Origin of the sequence: Bacillus tequilensis KCTC 13622 (genome assembly GCF_000507145.1) — a bacterium.
Taxonomy (GTDB): Bacteria; Bacillota; Bacilli; order Bacillales; family Bacillaceae; genus Bacillus; species Bacillus tequilensis.
The window spans coordinates 377,257-400,341 of the sequence record NZ_AYTO01000041.1; the positions used below are offsets into that span (position 1 = coordinate 377,257).

25 protein-coding genes are annotated in these 23,085 nt (G+C 41.7%); 8 read left to right on the forward strand and 17 right to left on the reverse strand.

Features of this window, described 5'->3' with window-relative positions:
• Positions 1–111 precede the first annotated feature (111 nt).
• Positions 112–915, forward strand: a complete 804-nt coding sequence (gene mscT / locus V756_RS0120050) for a small-conductance mechanosensitive channel protein MscT (protein ID WP_024716238.1) — start codon at positions 112–114, stop codon at positions 913–915.
• 36 nt (positions 916–951) lie between these two features.
• Here the strand turns inward: mscT and V756_RS0120055 are convergent, their stop codons facing one another.
• The 13 genes from V756_RS0120055 to fadH all read right to left on the reverse strand — a co-directional run bounded on the left by V756_RS0120055 (position 952) and on the right by fadH (position 10,715).
• Positions 952–1,197, reverse strand: a complete 246-nt coding sequence (locus V756_RS0120055) for a YkuS family protein (RefSeq protein WP_003238909.1) — start codon at positions 1,195–1,197, stop codon at positions 952–954.
• Positions 1,198–1,258: 61 nt separating this feature from the next.
• A complete protein-coding gene (locus V756_RS0120060) occupies positions 1,259–2,383 on the reverse strand; it encodes an N-acetyldiaminopimelate deacetylase (RefSeq protein WP_024716239.1) in 1,125 nt (374 codons plus the stop codon).
• A 68-nt stretch (positions 2,384–2,451) separates the two neighbouring features.
• Positions 2,452–3,162, reverse strand: coding sequence for a 2,3,4,5-tetrahydropyridine-2,6-dicarboxylate N-acetyltransferase (gene dapD, locus V756_RS0120065; RefSeq protein WP_003218680.1), 711 nt, complete (start codon positions 3,160–3,162; stop codon positions 2,452–2,454).
• 103 nt (positions 3,163–3,265) lie between these two features.
• Positions 3,266–3,721: a flavodoxin gene (locus V756_RS0120070; RefSeq protein ID WP_024716240.1), complete on the reverse strand. Its 456-nt coding sequence runs from the start codon at positions 3,719–3,721 to the stop codon at positions 3,266–3,268.
• A 13-nt stretch (positions 3,722–3,734) separates the two neighbouring features.
• Positions 3,735–4,628, reverse strand: a complete 894-nt coding sequence (locus V756_RS0120075) for a hypothetical protein (RefSeq protein WP_024716241.1) — start codon at positions 4,626–4,628, stop codon at positions 3,735–3,737.
• Positions 4,618–5,094, reverse strand: coding sequence for a flavodoxin (locus V756_RS0120080; RefSeq protein ID WP_024716242.1), 477 nt, complete (start codon positions 5,092–5,094; stop codon positions 4,618–4,620). Before V756_RS0120080 ends, V756_RS0120075 begins: the two co-directional genes overlap by 11 nt.
• 112 nt (positions 5,095–5,206) lie before the next feature.
• Positions 5,207–6,088: a transcriptional regulator CcpC gene (gene ccpC, locus V756_RS0120085; RefSeq protein ID WP_024716243.1), complete on the reverse strand. Its 882-nt coding sequence runs from the start codon at positions 6,086–6,088 to the stop codon at positions 5,207–5,209.
• A gap of 135 nt (positions 6,089–6,223) precedes the next feature.
• Entirely contained in the window at positions 6,224–6,667 is a 444-nt protein-coding gene (gene cbpB / locus V756_RS0120090; RefSeq protein WP_024716244.1) for a cyclic-di-AMP-binding protein CbpB, read from the reverse strand.
• A 138-nt stretch (positions 6,668–6,805) separates the two neighbouring features.
• Complete coding sequence (gene abbA / locus V756_RS0120095; protein WP_081719932.1) at positions 6,806–7,003, reverse strand: AbrB antirepressor AbbA; 198 nt, start codon at positions 7,001–7,003, stop codon at positions 6,806–6,808.
• A 133-nt stretch (positions 7,004–7,136) separates the two neighbouring features.
• Complete coding sequence (locus V756_RS0120100; protein WP_024716246.1) at positions 7,137–7,655, reverse strand: ribonuclease H-like YkuK family protein; 519 nt, start codon at positions 7,653–7,655, stop codon at positions 7,137–7,139.
• 109 nt (positions 7,656–7,764) lie between these two features.
• Complete coding sequence (locus tag V756_RS0120105; protein ID WP_003218671.1) at positions 7,765–8,004, reverse strand: YkuJ family protein; 240 nt, start codon at positions 8,002–8,004, stop codon at positions 7,765–7,767.
• Between the two features lie 659 nt (positions 8,005–8,663).
• Positions 8,664–9,887 carry an EAL domain-containing protein gene (locus tag V756_RS0120110; protein WP_024716247.1) on the reverse strand — a complete coding sequence of 408 codons (1,224 nt, stop codon included), beginning with the start codon at positions 9,885–9,887 and terminating at the stop codon, positions 8,664–8,666.
• Between the two features lie 63 nt (positions 9,888–9,950).
• The gene (gene fadH, locus V756_RS0120115; protein ID WP_024716248.1) at positions 9,951–10,715 is read right to left on the reverse strand and encodes a 2,4-dienoyl-CoA reductase; all 765 of its coding nucleotides are present in this window, start codon (positions 10,713–10,715) and stop codon (positions 9,951–9,953) included.
• Between the two features lie 142 nt (positions 10,716–10,857).
• On the opposite strand from fadH, the gene V756_RS0120120 reads away from it, so the two are divergent.
• The 4 genes from V756_RS0120120 (at position 10,858) to V756_RS0120135 (ending at position 14,221) form a co-directional block, all read left to right on the forward strand.
• On the forward strand, positions 10,858–11,718 hold the full coding sequence (locus V756_RS0120120) for a metallophosphoesterase (RefSeq protein WP_024716249.1): 861 nt from the start codon (positions 10,858–10,860) through the stop codon (positions 11,716–11,718).
• Positions 11,719–11,774: 56 nt separating this feature from the next.
• A complete protein-coding gene (locus V756_RS0120125) occupies positions 11,775–12,263 on the forward strand; it encodes a L,D-transpeptidase (RefSeq protein WP_032682174.1) in 489 nt (162 codons plus the stop codon).
• 75 nt (positions 12,264–12,338) lie between these two features.
• Positions 12,339–13,631: an MFS transporter gene (locus tag V756_RS0120130; protein WP_024716251.1), complete on the forward strand. Its 1,293-nt coding sequence runs from the start codon at positions 12,339–12,341 to the stop codon at positions 13,629–13,631.
• Between the two features lie 125 nt (positions 13,632–13,756).
• Positions 13,757–14,221 (forward strand): YkyB family protein, encoded by a 465-nt coding sequence (locus V756_RS0120135; protein ID WP_024716252.1) that lies wholly within the window; start codon positions 13,757–13,759, stop codon positions 14,219–14,221.
• A gap of 44 nt (positions 14,222–14,265) precedes the next feature.
• Here V756_RS0120135 and cheV read toward each other — a convergent pair whose 3' ends face one another.
• Entirely contained in the window at positions 14,266–15,177 is a 912-nt protein-coding gene (cheV, locus tag V756_RS0120140) for a chemotaxis protein CheV (RefSeq protein WP_024716253.1), read from the reverse strand.
• A gap of 205 nt (positions 15,178–15,382) precedes the next feature.
• Between cheV and V756_RS01000000122835 the strand changes: the two genes are divergently transcribed.
• Both V756_RS01000000122835 and V756_RS0120150 read left to right on the forward strand, forming a co-directional pair.
• Complete coding sequence (locus tag V756_RS01000000122835) at positions 15,383–15,544, forward strand: protein YkzT (protein WP_032682177.1); 162 nt, start codon at positions 15,383–15,385, stop codon at positions 15,542–15,544.
• Between the two features lie 201 nt (positions 15,545–15,745).
• Complete coding sequence (locus tag V756_RS0120150) at positions 15,746–16,927, forward strand: aminotransferase A (protein WP_024716254.1); 1,182 nt, start codon at positions 15,746–15,748, stop codon at positions 16,925–16,927.
• On the opposite strand, the gene kinA is transcribed toward V756_RS0120150, so the two are convergent.
• Both kinA and V756_RS0120160 read right to left on the reverse strand, forming a co-directional pair.
• On the reverse strand, positions 16,924–18,756 hold the full coding sequence (kinA, locus tag V756_RS0120155) for a sporulation histidine kinase KinA (protein ID WP_024716255.1): 1,833 nt from the start codon (positions 18,754–18,756) through the stop codon (positions 16,924–16,926). The two genes, V756_RS0120150 and kinA, sit on opposite strands and share 4 nt — an antisense overlap.
• A 164-nt stretch (positions 18,757–18,920) precedes the next feature.
• A complete protein-coding gene (locus V756_RS0120160; RefSeq protein WP_024716256.1) occupies positions 18,921–21,041 on the reverse strand; it encodes a peptidoglycan D,D-transpeptidase FtsI family protein in 2,121 nt (706 codons plus the stop codon).
• A gap of 336 nt (positions 21,042–21,377) precedes the next feature.
• Between V756_RS0120160 and V756_RS0120165 the strand changes: the two genes are divergently transcribed.
• Positions 21,378–22,151 (forward strand): CAP domain-containing protein, encoded by a 774-nt coding sequence (locus V756_RS0120165; protein ID WP_024716257.1) that lies wholly within the window; start codon positions 21,378–21,380, stop codon positions 22,149–22,151.
• 37 nt (positions 22,152–22,188) lie between these two features.
• Here V756_RS0120165 and V756_RS0120170 read toward each other — a convergent pair whose 3' ends face one another.
• Positions 22,189–23,070, reverse strand: coding sequence for an NAD(P)-dependent oxidoreductase (locus V756_RS0120170; protein ID WP_370444974.1), 882 nt, complete (start codon positions 23,068–23,070; stop codon positions 22,189–22,191).
• Positions 23,071–23,085 lie beyond the last annotated feature (15 nt).

Below are 23,085 nucleotides of genomic sequence, written 5' to 3' on the forward strand. Positions count from 1 at the left end.
AATCACAGATGTCTTTGGTTTCGACATTTTTGAATAAAACGTTTAACATGTTTATGTATAGGGTAACAAATCTCAATGTGCAGCAATCAATTCAGAAAAGGAGCTCCAACAATGGATTTTATTCAACAATACGATTGGGCGGGTCTAATTACAAATGCCGGTGTTCTGCTCATTAAACTCATCATTATGTTATTGCTCTATTTTATTATTCGATCATTAGGCATGAAAATCATTAAACATCTGTTTGCAAAATTCGAGGAGCAAAACAGCTTGTCCATCGGACGTGCACATACGCTCCGAAGCCTGACTCTTAACATATTTGCTTACATATTGATTTTTATATTTTTCGTCATGGTTCTGGATTTGTTTCATTACGATCCAAGCGCTCTTTTAGCGGGAGCAGGAATTGTCGGACTGGCTGTCGGATTTGGCGCCCAAGGGCTTGTCAGCGACATCGTGACAGGTTTCTTTATTTTGCTTGAAAAACAATTGGATGTCGGAGATTATATTACCGTTTCCACCTTTGACGGAATTGTCGAGCAGGTTGGCTTAAGAACAACTCAAATCCGCAGCTTTGACGGGACACTGCACTACATCCCCAACAGAAACATCACAAACGTGAGCAACCATTCTCGGGGCACCATGCAGGCTCTTGTTGATATTAAAGTGCCGGCTGAAAGAAACATTGATGAAACGATTCACATTTTACAGCAAGTATGTGATGAAACAGCCGCCGCTCTCCCCCAAATAAAAGAAGGCCCAAATGTCATTGGGATTCAAGAACTGGGAACTTCCGAAATTGTGATCAGAGTCATTGCCAAAACAGAAAATATGGAACAGTGGCGGGTCGAGCGAGTGCTTAGAAAGGAAATAAAAACCGCACTTGACCGCGCTTTCCCTAAAGAAACAGAATAAATAAAAGAACCGAAGCTCTTTGCTTCGGTTTTTCATTTACTGGATTCTGCTTTCGACTTCACTGCAAATTTCTTCAGCCGTCATCCCGGAAGCTGTAATGACAGGTGCTTGTGTTACCGTATCGGCTATCCCCTGCACATTGTTATCAAGTCCTGTTACGACACAGCAGTCACAGCCTTTTGCATCGGCAGGGCTTTTCATCATGACAACGTCATATCCTTTTTCTTTTAATGCAGCTTCTACATCTGACAGCGATTGTTCAATTCCAATTTTTTTAGCCATCATTGAACACCTCCGTTTACTAGAGTGCTCATTTCATGGTACTTTATTCTTTCATTTGTATTTAATTGGCATATACAGAAAAATAACCTGTCATGACGTTAACCGCTGTTTCTATTGCGTTTTCATCAGGATCCAGCTTAGCGTGATGAAGCCCATGTTCAGAATCAGCGCCGAGCCAGAACATGAAGCCTGGGTATTTTTTCAGCATGTAGCCAAAATCCTCTCCAGTCATTGCTTCTTTTGCTTCGATTACTTTTGCCAGTTGATGTTCAGCAACAAAAGACATAAATTCTTCTGTCAGTCCGCTCGTATTATAAACTTGGTGATATACAGAAGGATATGTCACTTTTCCTTTGCAGCGGAACCCTATTTCGATTCCTTTTACCAACTCTTCAATCCGTTCCTTTACCCGCTTCATCGATTCTTCAGAAAGCGTGCGGATCGTGCCCTCCAAGTGCGCTGTTTGAGCGATGATATTTTGCGCTGAGCCGCCGGTAATGGTACCGACTGTTATAACGGCGCTGTCCAGCGGATCTGTGTTTCTAGAAATGATTGTTTGCAGCTGGGTGACAAGTGTGCTTGCCGCTACAACCATGTCCTCGGCCAAATGCGGATAAGCCGCATGTCCCCCTTTTCCTTCCAGATCAATGACAAGCTCAGAGGTATTCGCAAAAAGGAGGCCGCTTTTTGTCGAGATGGTTCCTACCGGCAGCTCTGGAGCAATATGCAGCGCAGTGATCAAATCAGGCTGCCACTTTTTTAATACATCACTCTCAAGCATTGGTTCCGCACCGCCAGGCCCTTCCTCTGCCGGCTGAAACAGAAACAGCAAATCATGTTTGACTGGATGGTGCACAAAATGGTCAATAATGCCGAGAGCAATCGTCATATGCAGATCGTGTCCGCAGGCGTGCATGTTGCCGTGATGCTCTGATGCGAATGGAAGACCGGTCTGCTCTTCAACGGAAAGAGCATCGATATCCGCTCTGTACGCCAGCATTTTTTCGGGTGCCGTCCCGTTCACTTTGACAAAAAGCCCTGTTCGCCATTTCTCAATTTCAATTCTGTCTTGCGGATATTGTTCCAAGACCTGTAATAAATACCGCTGGGTTTTAAACTCCTGAAATCCAAGCTCCGGTATTCGGTGCAGATCTCTGCGTATTGCGATGAGCTCCTCTTTCTTCATTTTCATTCCTCCTGCCTATACGAATAAGGCGTGGATATATTATCCACGCCTTTTTATCAAACGATTCCTTACAGCTGGCGTAATTCCTGCTTGATTTCAGTTTTGCCTTTTGTTTTCTCATCAATGTCTTTGATTTTTTTAGCAGGTGTTCCTGCAACGACTGTGTAAGGCTCAACATCGTTTACTACGATCGCTCCCGCAGCAACAACGGCTCCTTTACCTACTGTAACGCCTTCAAGCACAACAGCATTTGCACCGATCACAACGTCGTCTTCAATGACAACCGGTTTAGCGGATGGCGGCTCAATAACACCCGCAAGCACAGAACCCGCGCCGATATGGCAGTTTTTGCCGACAGTAGCTCGTCCGCCAAGGACAACATTCATATCGATCATTGTGCCTTCGCCGATGACTGAACCGATATTGATAGAAGCACCCATCATGATGACTGCGTTATCACCGATTTCAACTTGGTCGCGGATGATCGCGCCCGGCTCGATACGCGCTTTAATATTTTTAAGATCAAGCATTGGAATCGCAGAGTTGCGGCGGTCATTTTCAACCACATAGTCTTCGATTTTGCTTTGATTTTCTTCAATTGCGGTTTGGATTTCGCTCCATTCACCGAAAACGACTCCGGTGTTTCCGTTAATAAAAGCTTTCGCAGATTCGCCGAAATTGATTCCTTCCAGCTCACCTTTCACGTAAACTTTTACAGGTGTAGATTTTGTACTATTTTGAATAAATGAAATAATTTCATTTGCATCCATCATTTTCATATGTAAAGTCCTCCTCCTGATTTTCTACCTCATTACTGTATCAAAGGAAAGATGCAAAGACAAGAAAAAAAGGAACAGCCGCTTGAGCGGTTCCCAGTAGTGGTCAGACAGCGCATCCGCTTTTCTTTGCGAATTGTCTCCCGAACTCCATTAATTCTTCCTCTTCTTCACCTTCTGGATTATTTTCGATTTTCACTGAAGGCAGCACAATTTCGCCTCCGCGCTCTTTTATTTTTGCTTCGAGCGTATCTACTGCCCCGCAGAAAAATTCATACGCTGTATCACCGGAGCCGAATACAGCGCATGTTTTTCCGGAAAAATCTATTTCATCCATGTCTTCAGCTAGGTCTAAAAATTCATCGGGCAGATCTCCGTCTCCCCACGTATAGGTTCCCATCATAATATGATCATAATTATTAAACAGCTGTGCATCATCAATATCCATCGCTTCGAAACGGTCTGCTTCCGCTTTCGCCTCCAGAAGCCCTTTCTCAATCAAATCTGCCATTGCTTCAGTGTTGCCTGACATTGTTGCATAAACGAGCAAAATCTTCCCCAATGCCTTTCCTCCTCTACTGAATCATTGCTGAAACTTTGTACGGCTGGACAAACTTACATTCATACAAGCCTGCACAAAAGAAATTCTCTTTGCGATTGGCCACTCTCCATCCGTGCCCCTTAATGGTATCGAACCATTTTAACGACCGGGCTTCGAGATCCGCCTGGTAAATTCTCGAATAACCATTTTCATCTTGCGTTGCAGTGACATATATAATTCCATCATCCTCTGAAAGATCAAGAAACGATTCTTCTTTTCTAATCAAGCTGGATTGTACGGTGAACTCTTCATCAGTCAGCATATTGCGTACAGTGACAGCACCATGATTTCCTTTCACAGAACCCATCGCCGCCACCAGCCATTTTCCATGAAATACGAGCATGGATGCCGTCATTCGGGTTTCCTCTTTCTTAACGATTTGGACAGTATCACGTGTAAGGTCGTAAGCCCAAATGCCTCCAAAATATTCGTGTATTTGCGTTCCGATGAAAAGACTGCCGCCATGCAGGCACAGCGAACGGATAACAGGCGGGTTATGAAAGTCCGCAAAAGGTTTGGCTACGCGCCATGTACCCCCAAAATCCTCCGATACATAAATGCAGTGCTTGCCATGGGCGCAAACAAACCCGTCGTTTCGGCCGGCAATCGTCCACACTGCTGCATTTGTGGGAAAGCTCGACATCGTCCAGGTTTTCCCTTCGTCAGACGAACGTATGACCGTCCCTTTTTCACCGACCCCGAATAAGTAAGGCCCTATGTAGCTGATGCAATGTATTTTGCTTTTCAAACGAAAAAGCTTTTTCCAGCCCTGTTCCAAAGAATAATGAAAAATGCCTTCTCTTTGTACCGCCACAAAATAACCGGAAAATGCAGATGCAGTGACAGCAGTAGCTCCTTTATGAAACATGGCTTTTTTCCTTGTTCATATAATCAGCCCAAGCAAGAAAACCTTTCGCAAACGCTCGGCAGCTTTCTGCATCTTCATCTGTTTCAGGCGCCAGTTCGATTTTCAATGTTTCCTGGTAAACAGCAGCTCCCGCCTCTTGCAGCATGGAACTGAATAAATTGACGGCTTCACAAAACTTTGGATATGAATAATCTCCTGATCCGAAGCAGGCTGTTTTTAAACCATTAAGCTGAAGCTGTTTAACCGCTTCAAAAAAATCCTCCGCTTCGTAAGGCAGATCGCCATCGCCCCATGTATAGGTGCCAATCAGCACATAATCGTAGGATGTCAAAGCAGTTACATCTACATCTTCTATCTCGATACAGTCAATGTCCAGCTCATATTCTTGAAGCGCATCTCTTATAATCACAGCAATATCTTCTGTATTTCCTGACATGCTGGCATATGTAATCAAGGCTTTAGCCATGTTATCACCCCATCAATTGATAATGATTTTCAATACCATATGTATCACTTTAAATGATAATGATTTTCATTGTCAATACAGAAAATAAAAAAAGACAGCACATCGCTGTCTCTTAAAATGGATTTTCCTGATCAAGCATATCCTTTATTACTTGAACAAAAGCTTGAACTTGCTTCAGCTCAAAGGCAGGTTCATAGCCTAATAGCCATGTATCCCGTCCGATCGGATGCTCTTTCGTATCTAGCAGAGGCATTTTGTTGACTTTATCTTCGTTTTGAAGGGTAACAGACGGCAAAATGGCATAACCGATTCCGTGCAGTGCCATTTGTTTGCACGTTTCAATCTGGTCAACCAAGATCGTCTGTTTTGGCGACGTTTTGAATTTCTGATGCCACCAGTGCTGAATTTCCTGATAATACGTGCTGTCGCTTTTAAACTGGATAAACGGCCGTTCTGTATGGGCAATATCTTCGATGCAGGATATTTCAGTATCTACTAAATACAGGTGATCTGTCATTAAGTAGTCTTTACGGCCCTTCCACTCAGGGTTTCCCCTTATAATGCCGATATGAACCTGATCCTCATATAAGCTTTTCAGCATTTCGCTGCTCCAGCCGGTAATGAGCGATATCTTTGCATTCGGATACTTTTCCACATACGCCTTTAGGACTTTTGGGAGCCAATGCTGACCGATTATGGAGGCGACAGCAAGCTTCAGTGTGCCGTGAATCTCACCTTCAAGCTCATCAATATTTTCTCTTATTCTTTCCTGCTCTAACGTCGCATCATTCGCGAACTGAATAATTTTCTCACCGGCCGGCGTTACCGTTAATCCTTTTTGGGATCTTAAAAAGATTTTTGTGCCCCACGCCTTTTCAATTGTTTGTAAGCGCTGAGATAAAGCCGGCTGAGACACAAAAAGCCGTTCAGCCGCCTTTCTCATGTTTAACTCCTCAGCTAAAACTACGAGCATATGAAGCTCTTGAAGCTGCATGTCGTCCTCCTTTTTATCATCAATAAGGTTTTCTTATCTCCCATTCTAATAAAATCTTAGTTTCCGGTTCAAGTCCTAATTATGTATGCGCTTTCTTTTATAACATGGCAATATAACAAAAATAGGCTGAATAGCCTACTTATTTAATGAGCGTATATGCTTATTCAATTCCTTTAAAACCACTCTTCTTGTAAAAATCCCTTCAAATACCTGCTCGTCATTTTCAACACAGACAAATCCGTTATTAATGACCATGCCAAATCCTTTCATAATCGGATCATTGATATGGAGACGCGGAATATCAGTCAGCATGACCTCCTGAACCGTAATTTGGTCAAGCTTTTCAAACTCAATTCGTTCAAGCCCGAAAATGCTGTTCATGATCATATTTGTACCGATTAAACCATGTAAACGATAGGAAGGATCAAGAACCGGGATGGCTGTGTATCCGGTTTTTGTCAGCACTAATAATGCGTGCTCAAGATTGTTGCCGACTTGAACGTGCGCTACTTTGTCCGCCTCAATCATAAACTGTCCGACTGTTGCCTCAAGAAGCTGGTCTGATTGTAAGCTTATCATGTTTTCGACCCCTTTTCATTTTCATCAACAATACATTCCCTATATTACAATAATATAAACTTTATCAGTATTTGTCGAAAAGTTTCCTTTCATTAAAAAAGATACTCTTTGTGTGAGTATCAATTATAGGGTGTTCCATTAATTTTCAAATCGAAATCGGTCGTAAAGCGTTACAAGTTTTTTGTAGGTGATTCCGTCAACGTTTTTGGTTCCTGTCTCTATATCGTTGATCTCACTGCTCAAAAGCTCGATGGCATATTCATGATTGATCAGGATATTCAGCAGAAGTTTTTGTTCTTCTTCTGTAAATCGTTCACTGATAAGACTCATTTGCAATCAGGCCCCCTGTTTTATACTGAATACCTCTGAAAGCAAGACAACTTACTTTCAGCTCTACCGCTAGAATAAGTAATCAGAAAACAAACGTCAACCGCATAATTCGACATTTCCCTTGGCTTTTCAGCCGGAATTATTTTGTGAAACGATTTGCATAGCTGAAGGCAGTATAGGAATCTGGTTTTATTTTCGCCTCAATTCCCATGGAAGTGATGCGTCCTGTCATTTCTTGAATCAGATCTTTCGTGAGCCCTTTTTTCCCAATATCCAAGTGAACTTCAAAGGTAAGATCCGCCCCCTCACCTGTAAAGGGCAGGAGCAGATCGGTAATATTCATTAAGTGTCCATCAAGAATATAAGCGGCCGTTTCTTGGCTGTACGCCGTTTCTAACGAAATCTTTTCCCGAAGGCTATGTATGGGTCTGTCGACTGTATGATTTTTCAAGCAGCCCCAAGCTCCCTTGCCTGTACGATGCAAATGCAATGCGGTAATAAACTTTGTGTAATCGCGGTAGACCTGTGAATCGGTTCCGATCGATAACACATAGGAAGAACGGGGATCCTTTCGAACAAAGGCTTTAAGCCGTTCCATCACATCTTGAAAGGTCATCTGTGCTTCTGAAAGATTATAAAATAGAAAAGAATCAGCCATGACGACACTCCTTTTCAAGGATTTACAACCATGAAACAAGTATGTTCCTTATCGTTTATTTCGATTACTTTTTGCAAAACGGAAGCTTGCTCTCCCCAGTTCAGGAATCCTACTGAAGAAGTTCAAAGATTTCGATTGAAACCATGTCGATATTATCAAACGGATATGTGTTAGGTTTTTCACCTTTTTGGAAAACCGTCAGTTCAAACGTTTGATTTTTTTCGAAATATTTAACACTGCATATTTTCTCACCATTCACTTCGAAATAACGCTGCATTGGCTCGTTAGCCGCTTCCGCCGTTTCTTGCAGACTTTGCAGCCGTGTGATGATACCCATTAATTGTGACATTCTAAAAAAAGACTCCTTTCAAAAAGCAACTTCAAATCAACAAGTATTTATTATAATACAAGTTCTATTGAGCATCATACCATAAAGTCGGACTGGATGGCATTTTCACTGCTGAATTTAAGAAAAGAAAAAAAGAGAAAAAACGATTTTCCTTTAGTTTGAGGCTTTTTTTGAATGTCATACACACAATTATGATTTTTTTCAAATATCCAAGCATCAAGAAAGCTTTTTTGCCATTTGATTAAAAAATTTTTTTGTCATTCCTAGTGAAACTCACATGGCCAAACTACTCAGCAGTCATAATGACTACGAGACCTTAAAACGGATTATTGCTTTGAAATTATGTAATAATGAAATGAATCCCGCCGCATTTTCCGTGTAACAGCTCTTGCACGGCCGCTGCAGCATTGGTTCGGGAGTTCGGGCTCAACGTTTTCCACTAATAAGGTCTATGGTTTCATTGGATTGTCTTATGCTCTAGGCAAATAAAAAAACTTGGCGGGGGTAGCGCCAAGCTTTTTTGGATCTTGATCTGATAGAGGGGTTGGGGAACAGAGAGTAGCTTCTCTCTATAAATAAATGATAATGATTCTCAGTATCAATGTCAATCGTTTTTTGATATTTTTTTCAATTCATAAAAAAAGACGGCCTTTCAGCCGCTAAATCAGTCCATCCTGCTCATATAAATAAGAATAAGGCAAATCTATAAATAAATACATCTGATCATCCATCGGATAAGAAAACGTTCTGATCATTTCACCTGTTTCCAAATCACTGTACAAATCACTGAAAAATCCTTTTCTGAGATTTCTCATTCTCATGATGTTCTCCAAAAAATAAGGACGCCAGCTCCAATTCTTTTCCGCGTATTCCGGCTGGTAAACCCATTCGCCATCTTGTTTAAACACATTTCCCGTCAGCTGATCGCCTTCTTCATCACACATGTAAATTCGAAAGCTGCAATCTGTCAGCTCTTCCGCCAGCTTTTTAATAAACTCATCATCAGAAGACAGACTGTTTTTTCTCAAAGATGTCACAGCTTGATGCACTCTTTTGTAAAACTGTTCAGAGTGCTCATAGACGGTTTCAAGCTTCTTTTTCTCATGTGTGATAAATTGGTGAAATTCAGTTTTAAGTCTTTGTTTTAATGTATCTCTCTCTAAAAACGTTTCGTTCGGAGACACCAAGTAATAGCCTTGAAAATAGCGGCCTCCGTTTCTCCAAGCGTACTGAAGCTGGAAGTTGGCCTCAATGTCTTCATACAGCAGCGCCGCACCGATTTTTCTGGCCAATAAAGAGATGCTGTACAGCACATGCTCATATGAAGGTGACGGCTGTGATACTTTCAGCGCCTGCAAATCAATTTTTAACAGATCTGGTGAGAGCAGGGCAATTCTGTCCAAGTTGCTGCTTTCTTTTCCGATGTTATCGACTGCGATTTTAATTCCGTATGTACGATAGTAGGCAAGCATATGGTAGAGCTGCTCAATGTCTCCTTCAAAATTGTGCTCCGTAATTTCAAGCACAAACCGATGAAGTTCGATTCCTTTTGCTTCATATTCTTTCAGAAGCTCGAGAAAGCTTTCGCCATGATCAAGCATCAGCAGATTGGCATCCTGATTCATAAAAATCAGCAGATCTGAATCGGCCTCTAAAAAACGGTCAAGAGCCTGGCGGATAATTCTGTTATCAACCTCTAGTTTATATTCTTCGGGTATCCCCGCGTCTAAAAAGAAGGGCCCGAGGCTTTGGATTTCTGAATCTGCCAAAATGCGTCCAAGCACCTCATATCCGACAATTTTCTGTTCCTCAGCACTGAAAATCGCCTGGTAATATGGGAGGACATCATCCATGTTCGTTAAAATATCAAGTGGATCCAACATGTTATCACCTGCTTCTCTATCTTTGTCTGATTATACCACATTGAATCCAAAGATTAATATGCTTTAAAACGGATAAGGATTCAGCCATTGCCCCCCGTCCATTGTAATACAATCCCCATTTATATAGGATGCTTCGTCAGAAAGCAAAAACGCAGCCAATGCGGCGATCTCCTCCGGCGTGCCCAGCCGGCCGAGAGGAACACTGTTCATTGTGCGGGCCTTCGCTTTTTCCGATTCAAAAAGCTTCTCTGCCCCTCCTGTTCGTTCAATCGGTCCGGGTGCGATCGCGTTTGAGCGGATTCCGTATTGGCTTCCCCACTCAACGGCCAGCGTTCTTGTCAGTGACAAAACCCCTGCTTTAGCTGCAGCGGAATGAACAACCCCAGCTCCCGCTCCCCAAGCGTACGTAGCGGCCATATTTAAGATAACGCCCTTCTGCTCCTGCTCGATCCAATGCTTTGCCGCGGCTTGGCTGCAAAAGAATGTGCCGTTTAAAACAATCTCAATAACAGCTTTCCATCCATTGGGCGTCAGCTTTTCCGCCGGGCAAATAAAATTACCGGCCGCATTGTTAATCAGCGCATCAAGCCTGCCAAAGGCTTTTATCGCTTCTGTAATCATGTCTGAAGCAGCGGAATCTGAACGGACATCCATTTGAAAACAGGCAATCTGTCCCTCATAGGTCTCAATTTCTCTTTTCGTTTCCTCAAGCGCCTCCCGATTCCTCCCTGTCACCATGACGTACCAGCCTGATTCAGCCAGTTTTTTTGCTATCGCTTTTCCCATGCCGCTTGACCCACCGGTAATGATAACCGCTTTTTTCCCCATGTTTCTCCCTCCTGTTATGAATGAATACTCATTCAATATTATTCTATCATTATATGCATGCCTCTGTCAGTACATGCTGACATGAGATTTTTTCAAGATACAGATGATATAATAGAAAAACTCTATTAAAGGTTGGTTTGAAATGAAAAAGATGTCCAGAAGACAATTCCTAAAAGGAACGTTCGGAGCTCTTGCTGCCGGGGCTTTAGCGGCCGGCGGCGGATACGGCTATGCCCGATATCTTGAGCCGCATATGATCGAGACAACCGAACGCACAATCAAAAGCTCTCTCATTCCGCGCGGGTTTGACGGTTTTAAAATCGTACAGTTCAGTGATACACACTTGAGTGATTATTTTACTCTTGAAGATTTACAAACTGTCATCCTGACAATTAATGAATGTACACCTGATTTGATTGTTTTTACAGGTGATATTATCGATAATCCTGATACGTATCAGCACCATCAAGCAGTCATTCCATTACTGAGAAAACTGAATGCTCCCTTTGGCAAGCTTTGTATATACGGCAATCATGATCATGGAGGTTATGGAACAGCTGTTTACAAAAGCCTGATGACGGCCGGCGGTTTTACAGTATACCGCAATGGCTATCAAACAGTGCCGCTTGCAGATGGCAGCGAAATCGAGATTGCATCACTTGATGACTTAATGCTCGGAAACCCAGATTATGAAGGCATCCTTTCACGGCTTAGCGAAAAACTTTTTTCCATCCTGCTCGTCCATGAACCTGATGCGGCCTTGAAAACAACTGGATATCCGGTGAATCTTCAGCTTTCCGGGCATACACACGGCGGCCAGATTCAGCTGCCTTTTTACGGACCGATTATTACACCTCCATATGGAAAGGTCTACACAGAAGGAATGTATCAAACAGGAAACACTCATATTTACGTAAACCGCGGCCTCGGGATGACCAGACTGCCGTTGCGGTTTCTATCCAAGCCAGAAATCACTGTCTTTACCTTAAAAAGCACGAATTAATGTAGCAGGATGGACTCCTCCTCAATACTAATAAGTAAAAAAGGAGGCTGTGGAAATTGCTCACATACCATGTCATACCAAGTGATGTCCCGGACATGATGCCCCCCATTTTTGGAATCAGCACAGATGTTTTATATCAGTCATTTAGCGGGCTGCATTCGGCTGCCAGACCGGGACGTTTTTTTGTCACCCCCGTGCTTCGCGCCCCCAATTCGTATCATATCGCGGTTTCAATCGGAGCGAAAACCCTGACTCTGTTTCAAAATAACCGAGTCATTAAAACGTATCCGATTGCTGTCGGGAAAATTCTGACACAAACGCCTTACGGAGATTTTTATATTATCAATCGCCAGCGGAATCCCGGCGGCCCGTATGGTGCGTATTGGCTGGGACTTTCTAGACCGCACTATGGCATTCACGGGACGAATAATCCTTCTTCAATTGGCAAGGCTGTTTCTAAAGGCTGCATTCGCATGCATAATAAAGACGTGATCGAACTCGCTTCAATTGTGCCAAACGGAACAAGAGTCACCATTAACCGGTAATGTTTTCTTATTTGTTTCAAAAACAGGCGGTTTATAATATGATAAAGTGGGACCTTTAGGGTAAGGAGCGTTTTTATGGATATATTTAAAAATCGTAATTTTGTTCGTCTATTTTTCGCAGCACTCGCTTCTCAAATGGGCACGACAGTAGGCAACATGGCATTTGCTTTTTTCTTGCTGGACCGCTTCAGCAGCCAGCCTTCATATACGACCTTGGCGGAGCTGATGTATTCTCTTCCGACCGTATTTGTATTTCTGATCGTGGGAGTTGTCGCGGACCGGTTTGACAGAAAGAAGGTAGCGGAAAACTGTGATTGGATCAGAGCAGGCCTGACTGTCGTGCTTTTTTTCACATTATTTACCGGCAATATTCCTCTTGTTTTCTGTATTTTATTTATCAGAAGCGCTGTAACGAAGTTTTTCTTTCCGGCAGAAAATAGTTTGGTACAAGCCATCCTGCCAAAGGAGCACTATGCGAAAGCGGCGGGGCTTAACCAGATGCTCTTTAGTATTTTTATGGTATTCGGTGTTGGAATAGGTGCTTTCATGTACAACACAATCGGTATTGAAGGCGCCATTGCTCTTGATTTTGTCAGCTTTATCATTTCCGGGCTTTTGATCCGCAGCTGCCGGATTCCGAAAGAAGCCAGACAGCCAAACGGTGCATACAGCTGGAGAAAAGCTTCTGTTAAAGATTCAATACATGATTTTAGGGAAGGCGTTCTCTATATTTTAAAGAATAAACTGCTTGCGTCTCTCATTTTCGGCTTCTTCATTTTTGGATTTGTCAATGGAGGATTCGCCGTATTGCCGATGTTTACAATGAAATACGGATTGGCGCCTGACCGTTATGAGTGGCATACGTCAGTATTTACGATCGCACTCGGGTTTGGGCTGCTGGCTGGAAGTGTAATCGGTACGGTCATCTCTAAAAAAGTGAAGCCGCATTTTTTAATGTCGATACCGATTTTCATTGCCGGCTTGCTGATTTTTGTCCTCGGCTACACGAATGTTTTATGGGTTTATTACGCGGCTTCTTTTACTCTGGGAATGTGTATCGGACCGATCAACATTGCAATCGGCGGATGGATGCCAAAGATTGTTCATCCAAAGCTGATGGGACGTGTAAGCGGCCTGCAGGATCCATTTATGATGTTTGCACAGTCTTTGACACTCGGCTTAGTTGCGTTGTTATTCCCTAAGTTCGTTTCCAACATAGACTATCTTTATTACGGCATGGGCGTCATCATCCTGCTTGTTTTTGTTTTTTATTTTGTTGCATTGCCAAAATACAGTGCACAGGCTGTGGAAGTGAATGTTCAGGAAGTATTTCAAGAGCGGCCGAAAAAGAAAGCAAAATCTGTATAATATACGTTAAAAATGCGCTTTTTTTCTCAGAAAAAAGCGCATTTTTACATTCAATATTTGCATTTCAACTTTAAAAAAGTATAATCTAATCATATAGAACTTGATAAGAGCAAAGGAGAGAAATAATGGACGACCATGCATATACGAAAGATCTGCAGCCAACAGTAGAAAATCTTTCAAAAGCAGTTTACACTGTGAACCGCCATGCAAAAACCGCCCCCAACCCTAAATACCTATATCTGCTGAAAAAACGGGCTTTGCAAAAGCTTGTTAAAGAAGGTAAAGGAAAGAAAATAGGGCTTCATTTTTCAAAAAATCCAAGGTTCAGCCAACAGCAATCGGACGTGCTTATCTCAATCGGAGACTACTATTTTCACATGCCTCCAACTAAAGAAGACTTCGAACATCTTCCGCATTTAGGTACACTTAATCAATCGTACCGAAATCCTAAAGCTCAAATGTCTTTAACAAAAGCGAAACACCTATTGCAAGAATATGTCGGCATGAAAGAAAAGCCGCTTGTGCCAAATCGCCAGCAGCCAACCTATCATAAACCTGTCTTTAAAAAACTTGGTGAAAGTTACTTTTAAAATAAAAAACAGCCGTGCCCCTTCGGGCACCGGCTGTTTTTTATTTATTCGATGACATACGTATCCACTTTTTTAATTAAATCACTGATCTCAGGCTTGCTGATTTGCTCATCTGCGCCAACGACTTCTCCGCGGTGACGCAAATCATCCGTAATTAATGATGAGAAAATCATAACCGGCACGTCTGCGCTTTTCGGATTTTCCTTCAGAAGCTTCGTCAGCCTGTGCCCGTCCATTTTTGGCATTTCAATATCAGTAATGATCATGTCAATCTGTTCTGATAAATCCGTTTCCGTTTCGGCCAGGTTCATAATATAGTCATATGCTTCTTTTCCGTTTTCAAACGAAGACACATTGTTGTACCCTGCTTCTTTTAACTCATCCTGTAAGAGACGCATCAACAGCGGTGAATCCTCTACAATGATAAGCTTTTTATCAGCTCTTCTTTCATCGAAGCCCTCAGTATGCATATTGTACGTATCCACACCTGAGTCAGATTCAATGTCATAAATAATTTTTTCATAGTCAGGCAAAAAGATCATCAGGTCTTCAAGCTTAATAATCCCAGTAAGGTGCCGCTCCATTCCTTGATTTAAAGATGTCGGTTTTTCAATTGCTTCCCAGGATACTCTGTGAATTTGAGAAACAGAGCCGACATGAAAAACAATTTTCCGTTTATTGAATTCAGTCACGATATATTTCTCGTCTTTTGATCCGTCTGGCTCAACTCCAAAAAATGAGAAGAGGCTGATCACAGGAAGAATTTCTCCCCTGAGCTTAATCATTCCTTCTACATGCTGATGAGAGTGAGGCACTGATGTCACCTCGACTGGCTGAATAATTTCCCTTACTTTCATCACGTTAATTCCGAAAGCATTATCGCCCACGCCAAACTTCACAATTTCTAATTCATTTGTTCCAGAATCCAATAAAATTTCGTATTGTTGTAACGACAATTCAATCCCTCGCTATTCGCATTCAGTATTGTACTGTATATATCGGCTTAAATTGTAAAAAGTGAATGGCAAGCCGCTTCAAAATCAGATTCTGGGAGCGGTAAGCTGCAATTCTTGAAAAAGAAACTTTTTTCCTAATCCCCATTGACTTTCCAACTGACAATGATAAAATAGTCAAGGATTTTTCGAAAGAAGGGTGTAAATAATGGGTACCTTAGTAATATTTAAAGAAAATGAAATGACTGTTTTAGAAGATATCAGTGAAGAGGCTTACGAGCATATGAAGAAAGAATCAGCTGATCTTCAAGAAGAGCATCCCCCGTATATGATTTGGCACGAAGACCTTCATTTTGATTATGGTTATTAATGAATTTGGCACATATAAACAATAATAGAACGTGATACAATAAAGACAATCAAATCGCTGGTTGTCTTCTTTTTTTCTGAACAGAAAGGTATGTTTGGAAAATAGGCGCATACAATCGATATATATCGGCTAAAAAGGTGACAAATGATCAGCTAGTGGTAAAATAGGATAAACTCATTATATTTGTTAAGGTGATGAATTATGGAACATTTGCTGAATCCGAAAGCAAGAGAGATTGAAATTTCAGGAATACGCAAATTCTCAAATCTTGTAGCTCAACATGAAGATGTCATTTCACTTACAATCGGCCAGCCTGATTTTTTCACACCGCATCATGTGAAGGCTGCCGCAAAAAAAGCCATTGATGAAAATGTGACATCATATACTCCGAACGCCGGCTATCTGGAGCTGAGACAAGCTGTACAGCTTTATATGAAGAAAAAAGCGGATTTCAACTATGATGCTGAATCTGAGATCATCATCACAACAGGCGCAAGCCAAGCCATTGATGCTGCATTCCGGACAATTTTATCTCCCGGTGATGAAGTGATTATGCCGGGGCCGATTTATCCAGGCTATGAACCAATCATCAATTTGTGCGGCGCCACGCCTGTTATTGTAGATACTACGTCACATGGCTTTAAGCTTACTGCCCGGCTGATTGAAGATGCGCTGACTCCTAACACCAAGTGTGTCGTGCTTCCCTATCCGTCAAATCCTACCGGCGTGACTTTATCTGAGGAAGAGCTAAAAAGCATCGCTGATCTTTTAAAAGGCAGAAATGTCTTCGTATTGTCTGATGAAATATACAGTGAATTAACATATGACAGACCGCATTATTCCATCGCAACCCATTTGCGAGATCAAACGATTGTCATTAACGGCTTGTCAAAATCACACAGCATGACCGGTTGGAGAATTGGGTTTTTATTCGCACCGAAAGACATTGCAAAACACATTTTAAAAGTTCATCAATACAATGTGTCATGTGCATCTTCGATTTCTCAAAAAGCCGCTCTTGAAGCTGTGACAAACGGCTTTGACGACGCCCTGATTATGAGAGAACAATACAAAAAACGTCTTGACTATGTGTATGACCGCCTTGTTTCCATGGGACTTGACGTTGTAAAACCGTCTGGCGCGTTTTATATCTTCCCTTCTATTAAATCATTTGGAATGTCTTCATTTGAATTTAGTATGGCTCTATTGGAGGATGCTGGTGTGGCACTCGTGCCAGGGAGCTCGTTCTCAAAGTATGGTGAAGGATATGTGAGGCTGTCTTTCGCATACTCGCTGGACACGCTTAGAGAAGGCTTGGACCGATTGGAATTATTTATATTAAAAAAACGAGAATCCATGCAGACGATAAACAACGGCGTTTAAGCCGTTGTTTTATTTTTTGGAAATGAAATTTTAAACGCTGTGCCTTTTTCGGGGTGGCTGTCCACATGAATGACTCCCTTATGATTTTCAATAATATTAAATGTCACCATCAGCCCAAGCCCCGTGCCTTTTTCTTTTGTTGTTAAAAATGGTTCTCCAATCCGGTTCAGCACCTTTTCAGGTATGCCTTCCCCTTCATCTTTTACAGTGACATGAACAGAATTCTCATCCTCGGTTATGATAATGTCTACTGTTCCCCCGTGAGGCATTGATTCAACTGCATTTTTAATTAAATTAATGAATACCTGCTTTAATTGGTTTTGATCTCCGTTTATATAAATACTGTCCTTTTCATAGCTGGTTCTGATAAAAATGCCGTTCAAATTTGCCTGCGTTTCTAACAGGGCTGAGACCTCACCAATTAATTTTTTTAAGTTCAAGTATTCTTTCATGGCATTTTGCTGGGGTTTCGCAAGCATAAGCAGCTCACTGAGTATTACTTCGATCCGGCTGAGTTCAGAAAATACAATATCAAAGTAATGATCGTTTCCTTCCATCGTCGGTTTCATCAGCTGTAAAAAACCTTTAATCGCTGTCAACGGGTTGCGTATCTCGTGTGCGATTCCCGCCGCGAGCTGCCCTGCGATCGATAATTTTTCTGATTTCAGCATTAATTCTTCTGTTTGTTTTCTCTCAGAAATATCCCGAAGAATGACTTGGACGGCCGCTTCACCAAAAAAGGTCGTTGGAATGCAGACCATCTCCGTATAGATGACCCTGTTCTGTAAGGTGAACCAGGATTGCTTGACAATTTCCGATTCTGTTTTTTGCTCCGCGATGTTTTGGATTCTCTCTTTTACATCCTCGTGATCGCAAGGATGCAGCTGATCGTATATGTTTTTGCCAATTAAATCTTCATAAGTAGCCGCTTCAAACAGTGAAATTCCCGACTCATTCATAAATACCCATTTACCGTTATGAATCACCGCAATGGTATCGATTGAATTTTGAATCAGCAGCTGATATCGTTCACGGCTTTTTTGCAGTATGGATTGGAATTTTTTCCTTGAAGAGATGTCAATCAGCAGCAGCAGTTCAGCCTGCTGGTTTTTGTAGATGGTCGGGGTCGCTTTCACTTCTAAATGAACAGGTGTTCCATCAAGCCTTTTCCACGTCTGTTCGATCATTCCGACTTCCATTCCTTTTTGCATTCTTATAATCCTGTTTTTCACGATATCATGATATTCTTCTTCAATAAATTCATAGGACCATTTCCCAATAATAGCATCCTTGCTTTTTGCTCCCAGCATGGAAAGCATCGCGCTGTTTACATAGACGATCTTACCTTTGATACTGATGCAAAGCGGACTCGGGAGATTTTCAACTAATCGTTCATAATCATTCGTGATATATGTAGTCGATTCCGGGCTTTCAGGCTCGATTTCATGTTTTTCGCAGTTTATGGATTTATTTCCTTTCTCTTCTTCAAGAACCTTCATTTTCAAAATGATTTCCCGTTCTGTCCGCTCAGCTCTTGTCGTAACGATTTCTACCGCAGCCTCCACCCACACAATCGTATGATCTTTTTTAATCAAACGAAAGGTGCACGGCATCAGATGATGTTCATTATAAAAATAGCTTTCAACTAAAAATTGATCTTCCTCATGCAGAAACGTTTTGAGGAATGATCCGATCATCTCTCCTTGGAGATAGCCCAAATGCAGTTTGGAGTTGGCAGATATATAAATGATGCGTCCATTAGAGGCCAATACTGCATGAATATCAGTTTTCGTTTGAAATGGTTTAACATGCTGCGTATCCTGTTCCACAGAATCCCTCCTTTGCATGATCATCGTGTTTAAATATATACAGATTGACTTTTACCTAGTATGATTCGCTAGAAATTGAGTATTCTCCTTCTATTCTTATGGTGAACGTCAATTTTTGAATAAAAGAAAGGGTGCACAACCTTTCAGTTGTACACCCTTTCTTTTTATTTTTTACCGTGTTTCTTTTCGAGCTCTGCATAAGCGTGGATAACTCTTTTGGCAATAATTTTATTGATCTTATCATCATCCTTTACTGAAGGTACAACGACACTGAAAGCCACTTTTGGATTTTTCGACGGGTAATAGCCGACAAATGTCAGATTGTATGTTTTTTTTCCCCACCAGTTGCGATTCGTACCGTAGTAAAATGTTTCCGCTGTTCCTGTTTTTCCTGATACATCTTCTGTAAACGTATTTTTAGCTGTTCCTGAAGCGGTAACTAATTTCATTCCGGTCTTTACCTGCTGTATATCACTTTCTGTGTTGTTAATTTTATTGAGAATGTTTGGCTTTCTCTGTTCAATTGTTTTTCCGAGACCCTCTTTCTTGCTGGGCTCATGGATACTTGTAACAATTCTCGGCTGAACACGGTAGCCGCCGTTGGCAATTGCTGAGATGTACTGCGCCATTTGAAGCGGTGTGTATGTATCGTATTGACCGATTGCCAAGTCTAGTATTAGCCCTCCTACTGCATCAGGAGTGGTTTGCATTCCGGCTGATTCCTGCGGCAGATCAATACCTGTCTTTACGCCCAGGCCAAATTGGCTGTAGTAATTTCTCATTTTGTTTAGATCCTTCTGATCAGCTGGGAGAGGCCCGTGCGGCTTGTATGTGACACCCGCGATATGCATGGCGACATTGAACATATATACGTTTGAACTTCTTTGCAAAGCGGTTAATTCATTAATGATTCCCATATTCGTGTAGGATTTCTTTGGTTTGTTGCCATTTCCCGCTAAATAAAGAGGCGTATCGACAAAATATTTATAATGCGGAATTCCGTCCTGATAGCCGGCAAGTACGGTGGCGCCCTTTACTGCTGACCCCATTTCATATTGGGTTGTGAATGCCCCGATCGCATAATCTTGAATTTTATTTGTTTCTAAATCTATCTTTTTTCCTGCCATCGACAAAATATCGCCGTTATTCGGGTCCATCATTACCGCAAAGGCTCTGTCAAGCATATAGTTTCCGCGTGCGCGGCTGTTTCTTACTTCTTCTTCAATGATTTTTTCTACTTCCGCCTGAAGCTCCATATCAAAAGAAAGCCGAAGATCGTATCCCCTGCTGCCTTTATCAATGGTTTTTTGGCTGACGACATTTCCTTTGTTGTCTTCTACGTATTGCACTTTTTCCTTGTGGGAATTTAAATAGTCTTCATATTGATACTCTAAATAACTTTTTCCCACCCTGTCATTATTCGCATAGCCTCTTGTTAAGTAGAAATCTTTCCGGTCGCTCAAAAGACCCTGATCAGGTGTCGTGACGCCTCCAAAAACAGAATAGAGGGTTTTGTCGTACGGGTATTTTCGTGTCCAATCGTTTACGATGTCGATTCCCGGAAGCTCTTCTAAATGCTCAGAAACAATTGAAATTTCATCATATGTTAAGTCATTTTTTGGCCGCTGCGTGGAGCTTTTCTTCTCATCAAGCAGCGTTCCGTTTTTTCCATTTCTGTTGCTTTCATTTGGGTTCATCGCCTTAACGATTTGAGGTTCGTAAGCATTTGCGCTTGAAAACCTTGTATATATCGCAGCGATTTCCATTTCTTCGTCATCTTTCTGAATAGCCTTCAATTCTTGATCCGGGATTCGATCAATTTGGAGCTTGTAAGCCTGCGCCCCTTTCAGATTGCTTTCAGATTTCTTAAGCAGAGCAAGGGCTTTTTTCGGATGTGATGCGATCCAGTAATCACGCAAATCTCTTTCCTTCAAAAATTCGGTATCAATATGAATGAAAGCAGCAAGCCGCTTCGCTGTTTTGATTTTATCCTCTGTTTTTGTGCTTGATGTTGAAACATACACAATTTCAGGCACGCTCTGGTTATCCACAGCCACTTTCTGATTTCTGTCGTACATTTTCCCTCGAGGCGCGGGATAGTACGCTGTTTTTGCATTTGCTCTTTCAGCGTCTTCTTCATGCTGATCGCCTTCAACAATTTGAACAAAGCCAAGCTTAAAGATTAATGCAGTGAAAAGAACAAAGACAGCAAGGAAAAAAAGGTTCATTCTGATTGCCCGGTTTCCTTTGCGCTTTTTCTTTGGTTCACGTCCTATTTCAGTCACTTCTGGTTACTCCTCTCAAATCATTCAATATATTTACATATACTGAAATTAATTGTAACACCTTTGTAATAGTTGTTACAGCAAAAAGGGGTAAAAAAAGCTGTCAATATAAAAACATATTAAAATATAACTAATGATTCAAAAAAAAGGAAGCTATGTAACTGTATGATAAAATCATGACATGCGCTGATTCGCTTCATTTCAGCAGTTCAGCACACATTAGTTACAAACATGACAATCTCTTTTTGTCAAAGGAAACGGATGGATTCTTTATGACAAAAAAGCTATGTTATGATTTTTTTGTAGAAACAAACAACTCTAGGAGGTTACGAACTAATGAAGAAAGCATTTATTTTATCTGCTGCCGCTGCGGTTGGTTTTATCACATTCGGAGGCGTACAGCAAGCATCAGCGAAAGAACTCTCCTGCCAGCCTGTGGTGACGGTAAAAACGGGGAACACAGTGCAAAACATGTCACTTAATGATGCAGTGAAAAAACTGCATGTTAACACAAATATGAAAACCTTAAACACTGCAAACGAAAAAGAGCTTGAGCAGCTTCTTCAAAAACATGCCAAGCAATCTAACATGAATATTCAGGATGTTCAAAAGACACAAACGGCAAAACCAGTGCAAAAAGCGACAGAAAAAGCACCTGCTGAACAAAATACTGCTTCTAAAGCACCTGCAGCAGCTGCAAAAGCTAACACAACAACATCTGCACCTTCATCTGTAAGTGCATATGAGAAAAAAGTTGTTGAGCTTACAAATGCAGAAAGACAAAAACAAGGCTTAAAACCGCTTCAAATTGATGCAACGTTAAGCAAATCTGCACACGCAAAGTCTCAGGATATGAAAGACAAGAACTACTTTGATCACCAGAGCCCAACTTACGGCTCACCGTTTGACATGATGAAATCTTTCGGAATCAGCTACAAAACAGCAGGTGAAAACATTGCTAAGGGTCAAAAGACACCGGAAGAAGTAGTAAAAGCTTGGATGAACAGTGAAGGACACAGAAAAAACATTCTAAACCCTAACTTTACACACATCGGCGTAGGCTACGTTGAGTCTGGCAGCATCTGGACACAGCAATTCATCGGAAAATAATAAAAAAGATTGCCTGTTTCGTACAGGCAATCTTTTTTTATTTCACCCAAAGCTTATATATACTCTGTGTTCCGCTGTTTTCTTCACCTTGTGCTGCGAGCTTGTCATATAAGGATTTCGCAAGCGACAAGCCTGGCATGTCTTCCCCCATTAATTGCGCTTCCTCTAGCGCAATTCCCATATCTTTTATAAAATGCTTCACATAAAAACCTGGTTCAAAGTTGCCTTGCAGCATACGGGGGGCAAGATTCGACAATGACCAGCTTCCAGCTGCACCCGTCGTAATGCTTTTTAAGACATTTTCAGGCTGCAGGCCTGATTTTTGAGCATATGCCATCGCTTCAGCAACACCAATCATTCCTGCTGCAATTGCAATCTGATTACACATCTTGGTATGCTGGCCGCTTCCGGCCGGCCCTTGGTACTGAATATTTTCACCCATTAAAGAGAAAATCGGCAGGCAGGCTTCAAATGCTTCTTTTTCTCCCCCGACCATAATTGCGAGTGTTCCGTTTTGTGCACCGATATCTCCGCCGGAAACAGGAGCATCTAAAGCGAACAATGCTTTTTCTGTCGCTGCTTCAGCAATCTTCTTCGCAAGTGACGGTTTAGATGTCGTCATATCAATGAGATATGCGCCTTCTTTTGCGTTTTCAATAATTCCGCTTCTTCCGAAATACACTTCTTCAACATCACTGGGATAGCCGACCATTGTAATGATAACGTCCGCTTCTTTTGAAAGATCTTTGACCGTTTCTTTCCATACCGCGCCTTTTTGCAGTATGCTGTCTGCTTTTTCTTTTGTCCGAGTGTACACCAATACAGAATGGCCGTCATTAAGAATATGTGATGCCATGCTTTTTCCCATCACTCCAAGACCGATAAAACCAATAGTTTTTTTCAAGGTCATTCCTCCCAGATGTTTCGTTTTGTT

Excerpts from the sequence above, each read along its gene's own strand:
- mscT (WP_024716238.1), top strand. The coding sequence starts at position 112 with ATGGATTTTATTCAACAATACGATTGGGCGGGTCTAATTACAAATGCC.
- V756_RS0120055 (WP_003238909.1), bottom strand. The coding sequence starts at position 1,197 with ATGGCTAAAAAAATTGGAATTGAACAATCGCTGTCAGATGTAGAAGCT.
- V756_RS0120060 (WP_024716239.1), bottom strand. The coding sequence starts at position 2,383 with ATGAAGAAAGAGGAGCTCATCGCAATACGCAGAGATCTGCACCGAATA.
- dapD (WP_003218680.1), bottom strand. The coding sequence starts at position 3,162 with ATGAAAATGATGGATGCAAATGAAATTATTTCATTTATTCAAAATAGT.
- V756_RS0120075 (WP_024716241.1), bottom strand. The coding sequence starts at position 4,628 with ATGTTTCATAAAGGAGCTACTGCTGTCACTGCATCTGCATTTTCCGGT.
- V756_RS0120080 (WP_024716242.1), bottom strand. The coding sequence starts at position 5,094 with ATGGCTAAAGCCTTGATTACATATGCCAGCATGTCAGGAAATACAGAA.
- ccpC (WP_024716243.1), bottom strand. The coding sequence starts at position 6,088 with ATGCAGCTTCAAGAGCTTCATATGCTCGTAGTTTTAGCTGAGGAGTTA.
- cbpB (WP_024716244.1), bottom strand. The coding sequence starts at position 6,667 with ATGATAAGCTTACAATCAGACCAGCTTCTTGAGGCAACAGTCGGACAG.
- V756_RS0120100 (WP_024716246.1), bottom strand. The coding sequence starts at position 7,655 with ATGGCTGATTCTTTTCTATTTTATAATCTTTCAGAAGCACAGATGACC.
- V756_RS0120105 (WP_003218671.1), bottom strand. The coding sequence starts at position 8,004 with ATGTCACAATTAATGGGTATCATCACACGGCTGCAAAGTCTGCAAGAA.
- V756_RS0120110 (WP_024716247.1), bottom strand. The coding sequence starts at position 9,887 with ATGTTGGATCCACTTGATATTTTAACGAACATGGATGATGTCCTCCCA.
- fadH (WP_024716248.1), bottom strand. The coding sequence starts at position 10,715 with ATGGGGAAAAAAGCGGTTATCATTACCGGTGGGTCAAGCGGCATGGGA.
- V756_RS0120120 (WP_024716249.1), top strand. The coding sequence starts at position 10,858 with ATGAAAAAGATGTCCAGAAGACAATTCCTAAAAGGAACGTTCGGAGCT.
- V756_RS0120130 (WP_024716251.1), top strand. The coding sequence starts at position 12,339 with ATGGATATATTTAAAAATCGTAATTTTGTTCGTCTATTTTTCGCAGCA.
- V756_RS0120135 (WP_024716252.1), top strand. The coding sequence starts at position 13,757 with ATGGACGACCATGCATATACGAAAGATCTGCAGCCAACAGTAGAAAAT.
- V756_RS01000000122835 (WP_032682177.1), top strand. The coding sequence starts at position 15,383 with ATGGGTACCTTAGTAATATTTAAAGAAAATGAAATGACTGTTTTAGAA.
- V756_RS0120150 (WP_024716254.1), top strand. The coding sequence starts at position 15,746 with ATGGAACATTTGCTGAATCCGAAAGCAAGAGAGATTGAAATTTCAGGA.
- V756_RS0120165 (WP_024716257.1), top strand. The coding sequence starts at position 21,378 with ATGAAGAAAGCATTTATTTTATCTGCTGCCGCTGCGGTTGGTTTTATC.